Source organism: Dolomitihabitans soli (assembly GCF_022213955.1).
Lineage (GTDB): Bacteria > Actinomycetota > Actinomycetes > Streptosporangiales > Streptosporangiaceae > Streptosporangium_A > Streptosporangium_A soli.
In genome coordinates this window covers 197,323-211,708 of record NZ_JAKNTW010000009.1, presented here as the reverse complement: position 1 = coordinate 211,708, position 14,386 = coordinate 197,323, and the positions used below count along the sequence as shown (strand labels likewise).

Genomic DNA, 14,386 nt, shown 5'->3' with positions numbered 1-14,386 from the left:
CGCCTGTGGAGCCGTTCTGATTGAGCGTTCCTGCCCAACGGATACCAACAGGAGACCTCCCAGCTTGTTCTGTGTGATGCCCGCGTCATACGGTTTATCTGTGACTTCGCCGCTGCTTCCCGAACCCGAGCCGAGGCGGCGCGACTACGTGATCGTCTCGGCCGACGATCATCTCATCGAGCCGCCCGACATGTTCGAGGACCGGCTCCCCGAGAAATACGCCGACCACGCGCCGAAGGTCGTCGAGACCGAGGCGGGCCACCAGGTCTGGCGGTACGGCGGGGCCACCTACCCGTGTGCCGGGCTCGACGTGGGCGCCGGCCTGCCGCGAGAGCAGTGGACCCTCGATCCGGTCCGCTTCGAGAACATGCGGCCCGGCTGCCACGACATCGAGGCCCGCGTCGACGACATGGACCTCGCGGGCATCTGGGCCGCGCTCTGCTTTCCCGGCATGCTCGCCGGGCAGGCGGGCTCGGTCTTCTCCAAGACCCGCGACCAGGACCTCGGCCTCGCCGTGCTGCGGGCCTGGAACGACTGGCACGTGGAGGTCTGGGCCGGCACCTACCCCGAGCGCATGATCGCGTTGCAGCTGCCGTGGCTGTCGGAGCCCGAGATCGCCGCCAAGGAGATCCGCGACAACGCCGCCCGCGGCTTCAAGGCGGTCATCTTCCCGGAGTTCCCGACCCGGCTGCGGCTGCCGTCGATCCACAGTGGCCACTGGGACCCGCTGTTCGCCGCCTGCGAGGAGACGGGCACCGTCGTGTGCCTGCACACCGGCGCGGCCTCCTGGGCGCCTGTGCCGTCTCCTGACACCCCCATCGAGGCCATCACCACGCTGATCCCGGCCAGCGCGATGTTCGCCTGCGCCGACTGGCTCTGGTCGGGCGTCCCGCTGCGCTACCCCAACCTGCGCATCCTCATCGTCGAGGGCGGCGTGGGCTGGCTGCCGATGCTCGCCGAGCGCGCCGACTACGCCCTGGACCATCCGGTGGCGGGCGAGGCCAAGTGGGAGGGCGGACTCAAGCCCAGCGAGGTGCTGCGCCGCAACTTCTACTTCGGCACGCTCAACGACGCGGCCCTGTCGGGGGTACGGCTCGCCGTCGGCCTCGACCACGTGCTGCTGGAGAGCGGCTACCCGCACTCCGACTCCACCTGGCCGGACACCCAGCGGACGGTGGCCCGCAACCTCGGCTCGCTGCCTCCCCCCGACATCGCCAGGGTCGCGTACGGCAACGCCGCACGCCTCTTCGGTCACCCGCTGCCCTCGCGGGCCTGGCTCAGGTCGGAGGAGTTCTAGCGCGCTCCCAGTCGACGTAGCGGCCGCTCTCGCCCAGCAGCGAGGTCATCAGCCACAGGAAGACCCCGAAGTCGTCGGCGACGCCCACCAGGAGCAGGAAGTCGGGGATGACGTCGACGGGCGACAGGATGTAGACGACTCCCATGCCCATCATGACGAGCTTGCTCTTCGCCATCCCGGGATAGCGGCCGCGAAGCACTCCGCCGATCATGCGGGGCACGGCTCGCAACCGGGCCGTCACACCCGGCGTGCCCGGTCGGCTCACCTCGCGGTACGCCCGTAAGGCCGCCGCGGTACGCGCTGGTTTCGCCATCGTGCCTCCCTGAAGTCAACCCACGGCCTACCCCGGCCGCTCGGGTGGTTAACGTCCGGGGGGTATCAGCGCGTTCCTGGCGCGAGGTCCCGGACCGCCTGGGGGATGGGAACTTCACCGCCGGGGATGGGCGCGAGCACGGGGGTCGTCAGGCCGTTGGCGACGTACTCCTCGATCCTGGCCCGGCAGGTGGCCGCGTCGCCGTGCACGATCAGCGCGTCGACGACCTCGTCGGGGATCGCCTTGAGCGCGTCCTGCCGCTGCCCCGCCGCCCACGCCTCGTGCAGCGGGCGCAGCACCTCGCCCCGGCCCAGCCAGTCGTGGAAGGCCGCGTAGACGGGCACGGTCAGGTAGGCCGCCAGCATCCGTCTGCCCAGCGCCCGCACCTTCTCGGCGTCCTCGCTGACGCACACGAACAGCCGGGCGATCAGCTCGGTCTCGGCGCCGATCTCCGCCCTGATCTTCCCGACGTCCTCGGGCGCGAGCCAGTTGGTGATCGCCCCGTCGGCCTCGGACGCGGCCAACTGGAGCATCCGGGGCCGGAGCGCGGCCAGCACGATCTTCGGCGGCGTCTTGGGCGCCCGCTCCAACCGGAACCCCTTGACCTCGAAGGTCTCGTAGCGCTCGGTGACCTTCTCCCCCGCCAGCGCCTTGCGCAGGAACCGGAGCGTGTCCCGGGTCCGGGAGTACGGCTTGCTGAACTCGCCGGCGTTCCACCGCTCCACGATCGCCGGGGAGGAGGAGCCGATGCCGAGCACGAAACGCTCGGGGGCGAGGTCGGCGAGGGTCGCGGCGGACATGGCCAGCAGGGCCGGGCCACGGGTCGAGGCCGGCACGATGGCGGTGCCCAGCCGCAGGCCCGGCGCCCACTCACCGGCCAGCGCGAGCGGCACGAAGCCGTCGGTGCCGCCCACCTCGGCGGACCAGACGTCGGTGTAGCCCAGTGCGGGCAGTTCGGCGATCAGCTCCTTGGACTCCGCCAGCGTGCGGTCGAAGAAGGGGACCGTCATCCCCCAGCGCTTGGCCATGTTCGCCCTCCGTCCAGAATGTCATTCTGGAGTAGCGTACCAACCGACCGGTATGTCGCTCCGGTCAAGCGCGGAGTTCCTGGACGGTCTCGATGAAATCCCTGGCCACGCCCCGCATACCGGGCAGGTGCGACAGCCTGACCAGCCGGCCGACGAGGGGAACCGTGCGGTCGATCAGGTGGAAGGTGCGGGTGCAGTCGGGCGAGGTGTCGTGCACCCAGAACAGGACCACGCCCATCTGCATGAGCCACAGCAGCTCGGGCAACTCCTCGCGCAGCTCGGCGTCCATCCGGTCGGTCGAGCCCTGCACGACCTGCCGATAGATCTCGATCGACGACTCCCGCGCGGGCGTCGACTCCGCGCTGAACGGGCTCAGCGGGTTGGTCGGCTCGGCCGCGTGCTTGAAGAACTTGACCGCGAACTCGTGGTACGGCTCCGAGACGCGCACCCACTCGCGCAGCACCCCGCCCAGCCGCGCCTCCAGGGACCGCTCGGTGGCGAGCAACTCCCGGCAGGCGGCCTCGTGCTCCATCTGGGCACGGTCGTAGTACGCCTGGACCAGCGCCTCCTTGGAGGCAAAGTAATAGTAGGCGTTTCCCACAGAAACGCCCGCCTCAGCAGCGATCGCCCGCATCGTGGTGGCCTCGTAGCCCCGAGCGCGGAAAAGGCGCAGGGCTGTCTCCACGATCAGCTCACGGGTCGTCTCCGATCCTCGCCCTCGTTGGGCCGGTTCCACCACATTCGTCACTGTACGTCTCACCCTCCTGCTAGGTCATGAACCTTGACGGTGATCTCCAGTTCACCGCAAAGACTCGCTGACACGAGGGATCATCGCCCGGGAAACGTGGGATTGATCCAGCTGGCGGAAGGGCAATCCGCGAAAAGGGATCAACATGGGGATCAGTCCGTGCAAACGGGGGCCCAATTGGCTCGCCGGGTGCGTGTTGCTTGCCGTACAGACTTCCATCATCGCGCTGGTCTCGACAGGAGCCCAGACCGCCCACGCGCACGCCGCCGGGTATCCACCCACCGGCCCGACCATCACGCGAACGTACGTGACGATGCTGTCCGCCGCCCGGCAATCTCTTCAAGGAGCCGCCGACGTCGTGCCGCGCCCCCGCCCGAAGCAGGCCATGAGAGCACGGCTGGGCCATGGCCAGGCCATGCGGCGGCTGCGGAGCGCCGGCCTGCGGTGGCGGTCGTCGGGCGACTGCACCAACCGGAAGCTGCGCTGGTGCACCTCGCTCACGGCCGTCCGCAGGGGCACCGTCGCCTCGATCATCGAACTGAAGCGGCGCAGCGGGTGCCCGATCGTGGTCACCGGCGGCACCGAGGCGGGCCACTCGCCCGGCGTGTACAGCCACGCGGCCGGCTACAAACTGGACATCACGCTCAACGCCTGCGTCGACCGGTTCATCACCGGCCACTATCCCCTCTACGAGGTGCGGGGGGACGGCGCGCGGATGTACAGATCGCCTGACGGCGACCTGTACGCCCGCGAGCACGATCACTGGGACATCCTGTTCCGCTGAGACCCGCCTCGGCCGCGGAACTCAGAACTCGGCCGCGACCAGCTCGGCGATCTCCGCCGTGTTGAGGGCCGCGCCCTTACGCAGGTTGTCGCCGCAGAGGAAGAGGTCGAGCGTGTCCGGGAAGTCGAGAGCCTGACGGATCCGGCCCACATAGGTGGGGTCGGAGCCGACCACGTCAGCCGGCGTGGGGAAGACGCCGGCCGCGGGGTCGTCGAGCACGACCACGGTCGGCGCGTCCTCCAGGATCGCCCGGGCGCCGTCGGCCGTCACCGGCCCGGCGAAGGTCGCGTGCACCGCCAGCGAGTGGGTGGTGATCACCGGGACCCGCACACAGGTCGCGGAGACCCGGAGATCCGGGATGCCGAGGATCTTGCGCGACTCGTTGCGGACCTTCAACTCCTCGGAGGACCAGCCGTCGTCCTTGGCCGAGCCCGCCCACGGGACCACGTTGAACGCGATCGGCGCGGGAAACGGCGAGTCCGCCAGGTCGGGCACGGCCTTGCGGACGTCGCCCGCGACCGTGCCGATGCTCCGGTCGCCCGCCACGGCCGCGATCTCGTCGTAGAGCCGCTCGGACCCCGCCGCCCCCGCACCGGAGACCGCCTGGTAGGAGGCCACGACCAGGGCACGCAGGCCGTACGCCCGGTGCAGCGCGCCCATCGCGGCCATCATCGACAACGTGGTGCAGTTGGGGTTGGCGATGATCCCCTTGGGCCGGTCGCGGACCGCCTCCGGGTTGCACTCCGGAACCACCAGCGGCACGTCGGGGTCCATCCGGAAGGCGCCGGAGTTGTCGACGGCCACGGCGCCACGCGCGGCGGCGATCGGCGCCCACTCGGCGGAGACCTCGTCGGGCACGTCGAACATCGCCACGTCGACGCCGTCGAACGCCTCCGGAGAGAGCGCCTGGACCACAACCTCCTCGCCCCGGACCCGCAGCACCTTGCCCGCGCTCCGCGGCGAGGCGAGCAGCCGGATCTCGCCCCACACGTCGGGGCGGGTGGAAAGGATGTCGAGCATGACGGTGCCGACGGCACCGGTCGCGCCCACGACAGCCAGAGTCGGCCTGCTCATCGTCCGCTACCTCCGTACACCACTGCTTCTACCTGGTCCGCGTCGAGGTCGAACGCGCGGTGCGCGGCGCTGACCGCGGAATCCACCTCGTCCTGCCCGACGATCACCGAGATGCGGATCTCCGAGGTGGAGATCATCTCGATGTTGACGCCCGCGTCCGCGAGGGCGGCGAAGAACTTCGCGGTGACGCCGGGGTGCGAGCGCATGCCCGCCCCGATCAGCGACACCTTGCCGATCTGGTCGTCGAACAACAGCGACTCGAAGCCGATCCGGTCCTGGATCTTCTTCAGCGCGGTGAGCGCCGTCGTGCCGTCGGTCGCCGGGAGCGTGAAGGAGATGTCGGTACGGCCCGTGGCCGCGGCCGAGACGTTCTGCACGATCATGTCGATGTTGATCTCGGCGCCGGCCAGCGTCTTGAAGATCGCGGCAGCCTCTCCGACCTTGTCGGGCACCCCGACAACCGTGATCTTGGCCTCACTCCGGTCGTGTGCCACGCCGGAGATGATCGGCTGCTCCATCTCGCTTCCTTCACTGTCACTGGGGGTGGGCCGCGCGGCGACGACCCACGTGCCTTCCCGCTGGCTGAACGAGCTCCTGACGTGGATCGGCAGGTCGAACCTGCGCGCGTACTCCACACAGCGCAGATGCAGGACCTTGGCCCCGCAGGCCGCCATCTCCATCATCTCCTCATAGGAGATGCGCGGAATCTGCCGCGCCGCCCGGACGATGCGCGGGTCGGCCGTGAAGATGCCGTCGACATCGGTGTAGATCTCGCAGACGTCGCCGTCGAGCGCCGCCGCCAGTGCTACCGCCGTCGTGTCGGACCCGCCCCGGCCGAGCGTGGTGATGTCCTTCTTGTCCTGGGAGACGCCCTGAAAACCCGCCACGATGGCGATCTGGCCACCGTCGAGCGCCTCCCTGATCCGGCCGGGCGTGACATCGATGATCCGCGCCTTCCCGTGCGTGGAATCGGTGATCACCCCGGCCTGGGACCCGGTGAACGACCGGGCCTCGTGACCCAGGTTGGCGATCGCCATCGCCAGCAGCGCCATCGAGATGCGCTCTCCCGAGGTCAGCAACATGTCGAGCTCACGGCCCGGCGGCAACGGCGAGACCTGCTGTGCGAGGTCCAGCAGCTCGTCGGTGGTGTCACCCATCGCGGAGACCACCACGACGACGTCGTTGCCGGCTTTTTTCGTCGCCACGATCCGCTGCGCGACCCGCTTGATACTGGACGCGTCCACGACGGACGAACCACCGTACTTCTGAACGACGAGCGCCACGAGATCTCCGAAGCGTTGTAAGGCTGTGGAGGTCACAGTTTACGACGTCGTGCCAAAACGTCTTTACACGGTGGTGCGCTCGTCGACGACGTCGAGCCGCGTGTGCGCCACCAGGGCCTGCAGCGCACGCATCGCCGCGCCCGCGTGGTTGCCCCAGGTGTTGAAGTAGGAGTACTGCCACCACCAGAGCGCTTCGAGCGGCCGGCCGGCGCGGTAATGCCCCAGACCGTGCACCAGATCCGCGGCCACCGCCGTCAGATCGTCGGAGAGCCGGTACGCGGTGACGCCGGTGTCCTTGTAGGGATCGAACACCTCGGCGTAGTCGTCCACCTCGTTCAGCCGATCGGCCAGGGCCTGCCTGATCTCGTCGAGATCGGGGTCCTCGCTCAGCGGCGGCTCCCAGTTGCCCGACAGGATCACGTCCTGGCTGGCGCCGAGTTGCGCGCCGGCCAGGCTCATCTGCGCGACCTCCATCAGCAGCAGCGAAAGCGTCGCGTCGCCACCCTCGCCGCGCGCCAGCCGGGTCAGGCCGTCGACGTAGTTCTCAGCGTGCCCCGCGACCGTTTCCGCGAGTGCGCTCCACTCATCAGACATCCAGCAGCCTCCTTCCTTCGAACGCGCGGCCCAAAGTGACCTCGTCGGCATACTCGAGGTCACCGCCTACCGGCAGACCGCTGGCCAGTCGTGTCACTTTCACGCCCATGGGCTTCACCAGGCGGGCGAGATAGGTCGCCGTCGCCTCCCCCTCCAGGTTGGGGTCGGTGGCGAGGATCAACTCGGTCACCTGACCGTCGGCCAGGCGGGTCATGAGCTCGCGGATCCGCAGGTCGTCGGGGCCGATGCCGTCGATCGGGCTGATCGCGCCGCCCAGGACGTGGTAGCGACCGCGGAACTCGCGGGTCCGCTCGATCGCCACGACGTCCTTCGACTCCTCCACGACGCAGATCACGTGCAGGTCGCGGCGGGCGTCACGGCAGATCCGGCAGTCGTCCTCCGCCGCGACGTTCCCGCACACCCGGCAGAACCGGACCTTCTCCTTGACTTCGAGCAGCGCGTGCGCGAGCCGCTTCACATCCGTCGGATCGGCCGACAGCAGGTGAAAGGCGATCCGCTGGGCGCTCTTGGGACCGACACCGGGAAGCAGCCCCAGCTCGTCGATCAGGTTCTGGACGACCCCCTCGTACATCGCCTAGAACCCTGGCAACTGTCCGAGGCCGCCGCCGAGGCCCTGCGCCAGCGGGCCGAGCTTCTCCTGCTGCAACTCGGCCGCGGCGCGCACGGCGTCGCGGACGGCCGCGATGACCAGATCGGCGATCGTGTCGGCCGTGTCCTGCGGGTCGGCGGAGTCGATGACCTCCGGCTTGATCTTCAGCTCCTGGAGCTCGCCCGAGCCGTTGACCGTGGCCACCACGAGTCCACCGCCGGCCGAGCCCTCGACCAGCGACTCGCTCAATTCCTGCTGGGCGCTGACGAGCTGCTGCTGCATGAGCTGAGCCTGCTCCATCAGCTGCTGCAGGTTGACATCCCCTGGGTTCACCGTCGTGCGCTCCTCAGCCCTCGTGACGTTCGTCGCCACGAGCCTACGGTGTTTGGGCCGAACGTTGCACTGGCGGCGGCCCGTGTTCCCCAGCTTCCCCAGTAATCCCACCGGCCGGGTCCCAGCCCCCCTCCAGACGCCCGGGACCCGGCCTCCAACGCCCGCCGGAGCGGCCGCGCCTCAGCGGGTGGAATCCGAAGGTAACCGGGACGAGGTTGCACACAGGTTGCGATTGCCCACTCACCCTCTGCACATCGGATTGGTCGAATGGCTTGCATGGACAGCCCGAAACCCGGATGCTTCGCCCAGGGCGCGACTACTGGGGGTTGCACATGGGTAACAGACGTCTCCCCCCGAAGGACGAACGCCGCCGCCTTCGCAAGTGGCACGAGGCGGCGATGGCCGGGGAACGCCCGCCCGAGACCCAGCGGCGCCTGATCTCCGCGTCCTGGCGGCGCTCCCTGCGCGCCGGAGTCGACCCCGAAACGCCGTCGGCCCCCGCCGTCTACAACCAAACGGACATCCGAGACGTACGGCAGGCGCATCCGCTCAACCCGCTGCTCCCCGTCCTCGCCGACACCGTGCTCCCCGCCACCGACGAGACCGGCGCCTTGATGGTCGTCACCGACGCGGACGGCCTGGTGCTGTGGCGTGACGGCGACCGCCAGGCGATGCGGCACGGCGACCGGATCGGACTCGCGGACGGCTTCGACTGGAACGAGGAATCGGTCGGCACCAACGGCATCGGCACCTCCCTGGTCGCCGGCCGGCCCGTTCACGTCTACGCCGCCGAGCACCTGATGAAGGTCCTGCACACGTGGTCCTGCTCCGCCGCGCCGATCACCGATCCCGACAGCGGCCTGGTGCTCGGCTGCGTCGACATCAGCGGTGTCGTCAACGACCTGCATCCGTCCACGGTCGCCCTGGTCGGAGCGGCGGCGAAACTCGCCGAGAGCCGGCTCGCGCTGCGGATGCGCGAACTCGACGACCAGCTCAGGGCGCGCTACGAGGCACGGCCGCGCAGCTCTGATCCCGGTGTGCTGCTCGCCCCCAGCGGGCGCGTCATCGCGGGCGACCCCTACGGGAAGTGGGGGGCCAGAATCCCCGTCCCCGACGCCGGCCCGGGCGACGTCGTCCTGCCCGGCGGCGTCCTGGGCACGCTCGAACCCATCGGCGACGGCTACCTGCTGCGCCCCGGCAGCCGGCTAGTCCTCTCGGTGCTGAGACTCTCCTGCCTCGGCACCGACCACCCGACCGCACGCCTCGACGGCACCACCGTCCAGCTCTCCCAGCGCCACGCCGAGATCCTCACCCTGCTCGCGCTCAACCCGCACGGCATGACCGCCGAACAACTGACCTGCCGGCTCTATGGCGACTTCGGCAACCCGGTGACCATCAGGGCCGAGATCCACCGGCTCCGCGCCCTGCTCGGCACCGCGATCGCGGCCAAGCCGTACCGCCTGACCTGCCAGATCGAAGCCGACTTCCTCGACCTCAAACGGCTGCTCACCGTCCAGGACCCCACCGCCGTCGCGCACGCCTACCCCGGCCCGCTCCTCCCCCGCTCCGAGGCGCCCGCTATCCGCAGCGAACGCGACGAGCTCGAAGGGCAGGTCCGCGCGCGCATCCTCCTCAACGGCTCCCCGTCAGACCTGTGGATCTACGCCCAGACCGACTCCGGCCGCGACGACCCGCAGATCCTCCAGCGCCTCTCCACCCTCCTGCCGGCCACCGACCACCGCGCCATGATCGCCCGCCTCCGCCTGTCCACCGACCCCTGACCAGGCGACACAGATCAGGTGTGGTCGATCTCGCCGATGACCTGGCCGCCGAGCTCCCGCTGGATCAGCGCCATCCCGGTGAGCCCGCCGGCGTCGGCACCGGCGTCGGCGTCGTTCTCCAGATCCACCTCTTCGGAGTCTTTCGACCGGGTCTGCCGGGCGGGAACCGCCTCCGGCCACCCGTTGTTCTGCTTCGGCCGGGACTGCGACTGAGCCGCCGACTGAGCCGCGGACCGCGCCGCGACCAGCCCCACGCTGGGCGGCGGCGGTGAGCCCACATCCTCAGGGGGCGGCGCGTCAGGCCACGACTCATCGGTAGCCGCCGGAGCCCCCGAGGCCCGTACGGCAGGCGCCTGCTGAACGGCAGACGAAGCCGCACCCCCGGCCCGTACGGCGGCGCCCCCGTTCACGGAGTTCGCGGCCCCGTCACCCTGGCTGCCGTTACCGGTCGAAGAACGCGCGGACCCGCCTCCCGGCCCGGCACCGCCACCCGGCCGCTCCGGCGCGCCACCACCACTCGGCCGGACCGGTGCGCCGCCGCCACCGGGCCGCACCGGCGCACCACCGGCGCTGCCGGGCGCCGGGCCGCCACCGGAACCGACGACCGCCTCGACCCGCCACTGGCCCCCGAGCACATCGCCCAGAGCGGCGGCGACCACCGCGTCCTTACCTCCGCCGACGAAGTTCTTCATCGCGCCGACCTGGGCGAAGCCGAGCGTGACGATGTTGCCCTCGACGCCCACGACCTGGGCGTTGGTGTTGACGTTCGCCCACACCACGATGCTGCGCTGCTTCAACGCGCCGAGCACCGCCGGCCACGCCTGCTGCAACCCGCCGGGCCCGGAACCGGTCTGCACCGGCTGGGGAGCGTCCGCCACGGGCTCCGCGGAGACCGCCGGAGGCGTCGCCCCCGGCCGAGCCGCCGCCGGCCAGTCGTCCGCCCCGGCATCCCTGACGCTCGCCGTACCCTCCTCCGCCGGAGCGGCGGAAGCCGGCATCCCTGCCGGTGGGCCCGCTTCCCCCGGCGTGGGCTCGGGAGTGGTCTCCCTCCGCCCGGCCTGAGCGGCCGCCCGGGGCACCGCGATCTCCCGGGGCACCGCGCTCTCCCGGGACGCCGGGCTCTCCCGGGGCGCGCTCGGGGCGGCCTCGCGTGGCGCCGGGGCCTGGGCGATCGGCCCACTCCGCTCCAGCCGCTCCAGGCGGGCGAGCAGGGCGGCCTCCCCCTGCTCGGCGGCGGGGAGCAGAATCCTGGCGCACATCAATTCGAGCAGCAGGCGCGGAGAGGTGGCTCCGCGCATCTCGGTCAGGCCGGCGTTGAAGACCTCGGCGGCCCTCGTCAGCTCGGCGGGCCCCATGGACTGCGCCTGTGCCTGCAACCGCTCCAGCTCATCGGCCGGACGATCGAGCAACCCGCTCCCGGCCGCCTCCGGCACGTTGGCCAGGATCACCAGGTCGCGGAACCGCTCCAGCAGGTCCATGGCGAACCGCCGCGGATCGTGCCCGCCCTCGACCACCCGGTTGACCGCCTGGAACACCGCCGATCCCGTCCGGGCGGCGAACGCGTCGATCACCTCGTCGAGCAGGTCGGCGTCGGTGTAACCGAGCAGCGACACCGCCTTGGCATAGGTGATGCCCGCGTCGTCGGCCCCCGCGAGCAACTGGTCCAGAATCGACAGCGAGTCACGCGCGGACCCGGCCCCCGCCCTGATCACCAGGGGCAACGCGGCCGGCTCGTACGGCACGCTCTCCGAGAGGAGGATCTCCTCCAGCAGCGCGCGGAGCGCGGCGGGCGGCATGAGCCGGAACGGATAGTGGTGGGTACGCGACTTGATGGTCCCGATGACCTTCTCGGGCTCGGTGGTCGCGAAGACGAACTTCAGGTGCGGCGGCGGCTCCTCGACGAGCTTCAACAGCGCGTTGAAGCCCTCGCGGGTCACCATGTGCGCCTCGTCGATGATGTAGATCTTGAACCGCGCGGACACCGGCGCGAAGAAGGCCCGCTCGCGCAGGTCACGCGCGTCGTCCACACCTCCGTGCGAGGCGGCGTCGATCTCGATCACATCGAGGTGCCCCGGTCCGGTCGCGGCCAGCGCCACACACGAATCGCACTTGCCACACGGATCCGGGGTGGGTCCCTGCTCGCAGTTGAGGGACCGGGCGAGGATTCGGGCACTGGAGGTCTTGCCACACCCGCGAGGCCCGCTGAACAGGTACGCGTGGTTGATCCGGCCGGACCGCAACGCCTGCCGCAGCGGCTCGGTCACATGATCCTGGCCCTTGACCTCAGCAAACGTCCCGGGCCGGTACTTGCGGTACAGCGCGAGGCTCATGTGGGGTCCCCTCCAACGAAGAGAACCCCCCGCACACCCGCCAGAGCCCGCTTATCCTTGCTGCCTTCCGGCCCTGGGGAGGTTCACAGGATGACGCCGCGCGAGGGGTCCAGAGACAGTGTAGCCCGGTCCGCGAGTGCTCCGGCGCAGAAAACAGGGTCACTCCATGCCCGGGAATCCGGTAAGCTTCTCGACGGAGGATTCGCCTAGTTGGCCTAGGGCGCACGCTTGGAAAGCGTGTTGGGGGCAACCCCTCAGGAGTTCGAATCTCCTATCCTCCGCGCCTGGTTGAGGCAGAAACGCAGAGGGGCCGGTCCCATCCAGACCGGCCCCTCTTGCTGTGCCGGGTCTCAGTTGCACCCAGCGCCCACACGTGGCAGCACTCACCACCCTCGCCCGACCCCTCCGTGGACGCGAACCGACTCGGCCCGGAACTCCTAAAGCTCCGGCGAGCCGCCACCTTGTTGATCAGTGGGTAAGGCGGCGGGGGGCCAGGACCTCTGTGACCTTGGCGATGGCCTCAGCGCCGGGTTTGACGGTCCACGCGCTGATCAGCTCATCCTGTTCCCAGACGGTACGCACGTCGGAGTTCCTCCCCCAGGCCGATGCCATCAACGGGCCCGATCACCATCGAGAAGCCCGAGGGGGTTACCGGAAGGCATGCGCCACCTGAGACAACTACGTACTGAAATCGATGGCTAACTCTTCGCATATCGCCCAAGCGGCCTCCGGGCCGGGGTGGCGGCTCGCCGTAGCTATAGGAGGTCCAGGCCGTATCGCTTGGCCAGCCTGTGGCGCAGATCCTGGTCGAAGGTGTTCGTCTCGATGACGACCCGGTTGGCCTCCTCGTCGATCCCCGCCCCAAGGGAGCCGGGCTCGTCAAGCAGCCCGGGCCCGCCATCGAACGCCCAGCTCAGTGCCGCCTGACTGTTCGCGACCCGCCGCACCTCCGGCACGATGTCGAACCTGACCCGACGCGCGCTGGCCGCTCCGGTGCTCTCGTTACACTCTGCGCGCATGCAGCGGGCCCAGGCGCAGACCGCGAGATTTTGTCATCCGAACTAGCTGGGCAGACGCTTGAAGGTCGTTAAGCCACGTTAGGCAAGCAGTCTGGCCGCGCGGCTAGCCCGCCCTCCCCCAGCGCCTCCAGCGCGGCCCTCACCTAGTCGTCCGCGTTCAACTGCCCCGCCGGCCCGGCCTTTCACGCGCCGACCACTTTCCCGTGGGGAAAATAGATGCTACTTTCCTCAAAGGAAAGTAGTAGTCGACTTCGGGGGGATGGTCCCATGAACCAGCACGACGCCCAGACTTCGCTCGACGACATCCACCGCCTCCAGGACAGGACCCGAGAGCAGATCGTCCGCCAGAGCTTCGCGCTTCCGCGCGTGGTCATCTCCGCGCTCGGCCTCTTCATCGCCCTCGCGGCCATCGACCTCCCGCGCCCCTGGAACTTCGTCGTCCTGGCGCTCGGGATGGTCCTGTACGCGGGCGTGGGGATCGTCTACGAGCACCGGGCCTCGGTCTGCCGGAAGGCCACCCGCCAGGAGGCCCTTTTCCACGGCGGGCTGCTGGCCTGCATCATGGTGGCCTTCAGCATCGGCCGGATCGCCGCCTTCGCGCTGTTCGACCTGCCGCCTCAGGGGCTGCTGTCACAGGCCGCCGCGGGCGCGATCGTGGCGGCCGTGGCGTACGTCGCGGCCACGCCCGTGAACCGCTCCATCATGAAGTCGATCGTCCAGCAGGGCGGCGGGGCCGCCTGATGGATCCGCTCTTCGACGAGTTCCTGCACGTCCCGGCGCGTCTGTCGGTCGTGGCGCTGCTGGCGCCGGCCGAGTGGGTGGACTTCGGCTTTCTCAGAGACTCGGTCGGCACCAGCGACTCGGCGCTGTCCAAGCAGGTCTCCGCGCTGGCCGCCGCCGGATACGTCATCGTCCGCAAGGACCAGGACAAGCGGGCGCGGCGGACGTACGTGCAGCTCACCCCGCAGGGACGGCTGGCCTTCCAACGGCATGCGGCGGCTCTGGAGCGGATCGTCGCCCTCGCCCGCGATTCCGCCGGTCAGCCCACCACCGACTAGAAGTGCACTGAGGATGTTGGGTGCTGGGTCCGCTTACGGGGTGTTCCTGCTCCGGTCCACGACTCGAAGGCTGTCCTGGTCAACCCGCCGCCGGCTCGGCGAGCCGGGCCTCCAGACCGGCATCGGCTCGTCCA

At 69.9% G+C, this 14,386-nt stretch carries 15 protein-coding genes, 1 tRNA gene and 1 other RNA gene; 6 read left to right on the top strand and 11 right to left on the bottom strand.

The window, feature by feature from the left end:
* Positions 1–100 precede the first annotated feature (100 nt).
* The gene (locus MBA17_RS20960) at positions 101–1,297 is read left to right on the top strand and encodes an amidohydrolase family protein (RefSeq protein WP_238498207.1); all 1,197 of its coding nucleotides are present in this window, start codon (positions 101–103) and stop codon (positions 1,295–1,297) included.
* Here MBA17_RS20960 and MBA17_RS20955 read toward each other — a convergent pair.
* From MBA17_RS20955 to MBA17_RS20945, 3 genes are all read right to left on the bottom strand, one after another.
* Entirely contained in the window at positions 1,278–1,610 is a 333-nt protein-coding gene (locus MBA17_RS20955; protein WP_238498206.1) for a YkvA family protein, read from the bottom strand. The genes MBA17_RS20960 and MBA17_RS20955 overlap by 20 nt on opposite strands.
* 65 nt (positions 1,611–1,675) lie before the next feature.
* Positions 1,676–2,638, bottom strand: coding sequence for an LLM class F420-dependent oxidoreductase (locus tag MBA17_RS20950; protein ID WP_238498205.1), 963 nt, complete (start codon positions 2,636–2,638; stop codon positions 1,676–1,678).
* A 64-nt stretch (positions 2,639–2,702) separates the two neighbouring features.
* A complete protein-coding gene (locus tag MBA17_RS20945; protein WP_238498204.1) occupies positions 2,703–3,377 on the bottom strand; it encodes a TetR/AcrR family transcriptional regulator in 675 nt (224 codons plus the stop codon).
* Between the two features lie 154 nt (positions 3,378–3,531).
* Here MBA17_RS20945 and MBA17_RS20940 point away from each other — a divergent pair, with 154 nt between their 5' ends.
* Positions 3,532–4,170, top strand: coding sequence for a hypothetical protein (locus MBA17_RS20940; protein ID WP_238498203.1), 639 nt, complete (start codon positions 3,532–3,534; stop codon positions 4,168–4,170).
* 21 nt (positions 4,171–4,191) lie between these two features.
* On the opposite strand, the gene MBA17_RS20935 is transcribed toward MBA17_RS20940, so the two are convergent.
* The 5 genes from MBA17_RS20935 to MBA17_RS20915 all read right to left on the bottom strand — a co-directional run bounded on the left by MBA17_RS20935 (position 4,192) and on the right by MBA17_RS20915 (position 8,064).
* Positions 4,192–5,244 (bottom strand): aspartate-semialdehyde dehydrogenase, encoded by a 1,053-nt coding sequence (locus tag MBA17_RS20935; protein ID WP_238498202.1) that lies wholly within the window; start codon positions 5,242–5,244, stop codon positions 4,192–4,194.
* Positions 5,241–6,527: an aspartate kinase gene (locus MBA17_RS20930; protein WP_238498201.1), complete on the bottom strand. Its 1,287-nt coding sequence runs from the start codon at positions 6,525–6,527 to the stop codon at positions 5,241–5,243. The genes MBA17_RS20935 and MBA17_RS20930 overlap by 4 nt, the downstream gene beginning before the upstream one ends.
* Before the next feature lie 63 nt (positions 6,528–6,590).
* The gene (locus MBA17_RS20925) at positions 6,591–7,121 is read right to left on the bottom strand and encodes a DUF5063 domain-containing protein (protein WP_238498200.1); all 531 of its coding nucleotides are present in this window, start codon (positions 7,119–7,121) and stop codon (positions 6,591–6,593) included.
* Entirely contained in the window at positions 7,114–7,713 is a 600-nt protein-coding gene (gene recR / locus MBA17_RS20920) for a recombination mediator RecR (protein WP_238498199.1), read from the bottom strand. Before recR ends, MBA17_RS20925 begins: the two co-directional genes overlap by 8 nt.
* A gap of 3 nt (positions 7,714–7,716) precedes the next feature.
* Positions 7,717–8,064 carry a YbaB/EbfC family nucleoid-associated protein gene (locus MBA17_RS20915; RefSeq protein WP_238498198.1) on the bottom strand — a complete coding sequence of 116 codons (348 nt, stop codon included), beginning with the start codon at positions 8,062–8,064 and terminating at the stop codon, positions 7,717–7,719.
* A 332-nt stretch (positions 8,065–8,396) separates the two neighbouring features.
* Here MBA17_RS20915 and MBA17_RS20910 point away from each other — a divergent pair, with 332 nt between their 5' ends.
* Positions 8,397–9,845, top strand: coding sequence for a helix-turn-helix domain-containing protein (locus tag MBA17_RS20910; protein WP_238498197.1), 1,449 nt, complete (start codon positions 8,397–8,399; stop codon positions 9,843–9,845).
* Positions 9,846–9,859: 14 nt separating this feature from the next.
* On the opposite strand, the gene MBA17_RS20905 is transcribed toward MBA17_RS20910, so the two are convergent.
* Positions 9,860–12,175, bottom strand: coding sequence for a DNA polymerase III subunit gamma and tau (locus MBA17_RS20905; protein WP_238498196.1), 2,316 nt, complete (start codon positions 12,173–12,175; stop codon positions 9,860–9,862).
* Between the two features lie 17 nt (positions 12,176–12,192).
* Positions 12,193–12,288, bottom strand: an RNA gene (gene ffs, locus MBA17_RS20900) — signal recognition particle sRNA small type.
* Positions 12,289–12,370: 82 nt separating this feature from the next.
* Between ffs and MBA17_RS20895 the strand changes: the two genes are divergently transcribed.
* Positions 12,371–12,456: transfer RNA gene (locus tag MBA17_RS20895), tRNA-Ser, on the top strand.
* Positions 12,457–12,930: 474 nt separating this feature from the next.
* Here the strand turns inward: MBA17_RS20895 and MBA17_RS20890 are convergent.
* A complete protein-coding gene (locus MBA17_RS20890; protein WP_238498195.1) occupies positions 12,931–13,194 on the bottom strand; it encodes a hypothetical protein in 264 nt (87 codons plus the stop codon).
* A gap of 267 nt (positions 13,195–13,461) precedes the next feature.
* On the opposite strand from MBA17_RS20890, the gene MBA17_RS20885 reads away from it, so the two are divergent.
* A complete protein-coding gene (locus MBA17_RS20885) occupies positions 13,462–13,935 on the top strand; it encodes a hypothetical protein (protein WP_238498194.1) in 474 nt (157 codons plus the stop codon).
* Complete coding sequence (locus tag MBA17_RS20880; RefSeq protein WP_238498193.1) at positions 13,935–14,252, top strand: winged helix-turn-helix domain-containing protein; 318 nt, start codon at positions 13,935–13,937, stop codon at positions 14,250–14,252. Before MBA17_RS20885 ends, MBA17_RS20880 begins: the two co-directional genes overlap by 1 nt.
* Positions 14,253–14,386 lie beyond the last annotated feature (134 nt).

Coding starts and splice junctions, on each gene's coding strand:
- MBA17_RS20935 (WP_238498202.1), bottom strand. CDS start 5,244: ATGAGCAGGCCGACTCTGGCTGTCGTGGGCGCGACCGGTGCCGTCGGC.
- MBA17_RS20925 (WP_238498200.1), bottom strand. CDS start 7,121: ATGTCTGATGAGTGGAGCGCACTCGCGGAAACGGTCGCGGGGCACGCT.
- recR (WP_238498199.1), bottom strand. CDS start 7,713: ATGTACGAGGGGGTCGTCCAGAACCTGATCGACGAGCTGGGGCTGCTT.
- MBA17_RS20910 (WP_238498197.1), top strand. CDS start 8,397: ATGGGTAACAGACGTCTCCCCCCGAAGGACGAACGCCGCCGCCTTCGC.
- MBA17_RS20885 (WP_238498194.1), top strand. CDS start 13,462: ATGAACCAGCACGACGCCCAGACTTCGCTCGACGACATCCACCGCCTC.
- MBA17_RS20880 (WP_238498193.1), top strand. CDS start 13,935: ATGGATCCGCTCTTCGACGAGTTCCTGCACGTCCCGGCGCGTCTGTCG.
- MBA17_RS20890 (WP_238498195.1), bottom strand. CDS start 13,194: ATGCGCGCAGAGTGTAACGAGAGCACCGGAGCGGCCAGCGCGCGTCGG.
- MBA17_RS20940 (WP_238498203.1), top strand. CDS start 3,532: ATGGGGATCAGTCCGTGCAAACGGGGGCCCAATTGGCTCGCCGGGTGC.
- MBA17_RS20905 (WP_238498196.1), bottom strand. CDS start 12,175: ATGAGCCTCGCGCTGTACCGCAAGTACCGGCCCGGGACGTTTGCTGAG.
- MBA17_RS20955 (WP_238498206.1), bottom strand. CDS start 1,610: ATGGCGAAACCAGCGCGTACCGCGGCGGCCTTACGGGCGTACCGCGAG.
- MBA17_RS20950 (WP_238498205.1), bottom strand. CDS start 2,638: ATGGCCAAGCGCTGGGGGATGACGGTCCCCTTCTTCGACCGCACGCTG.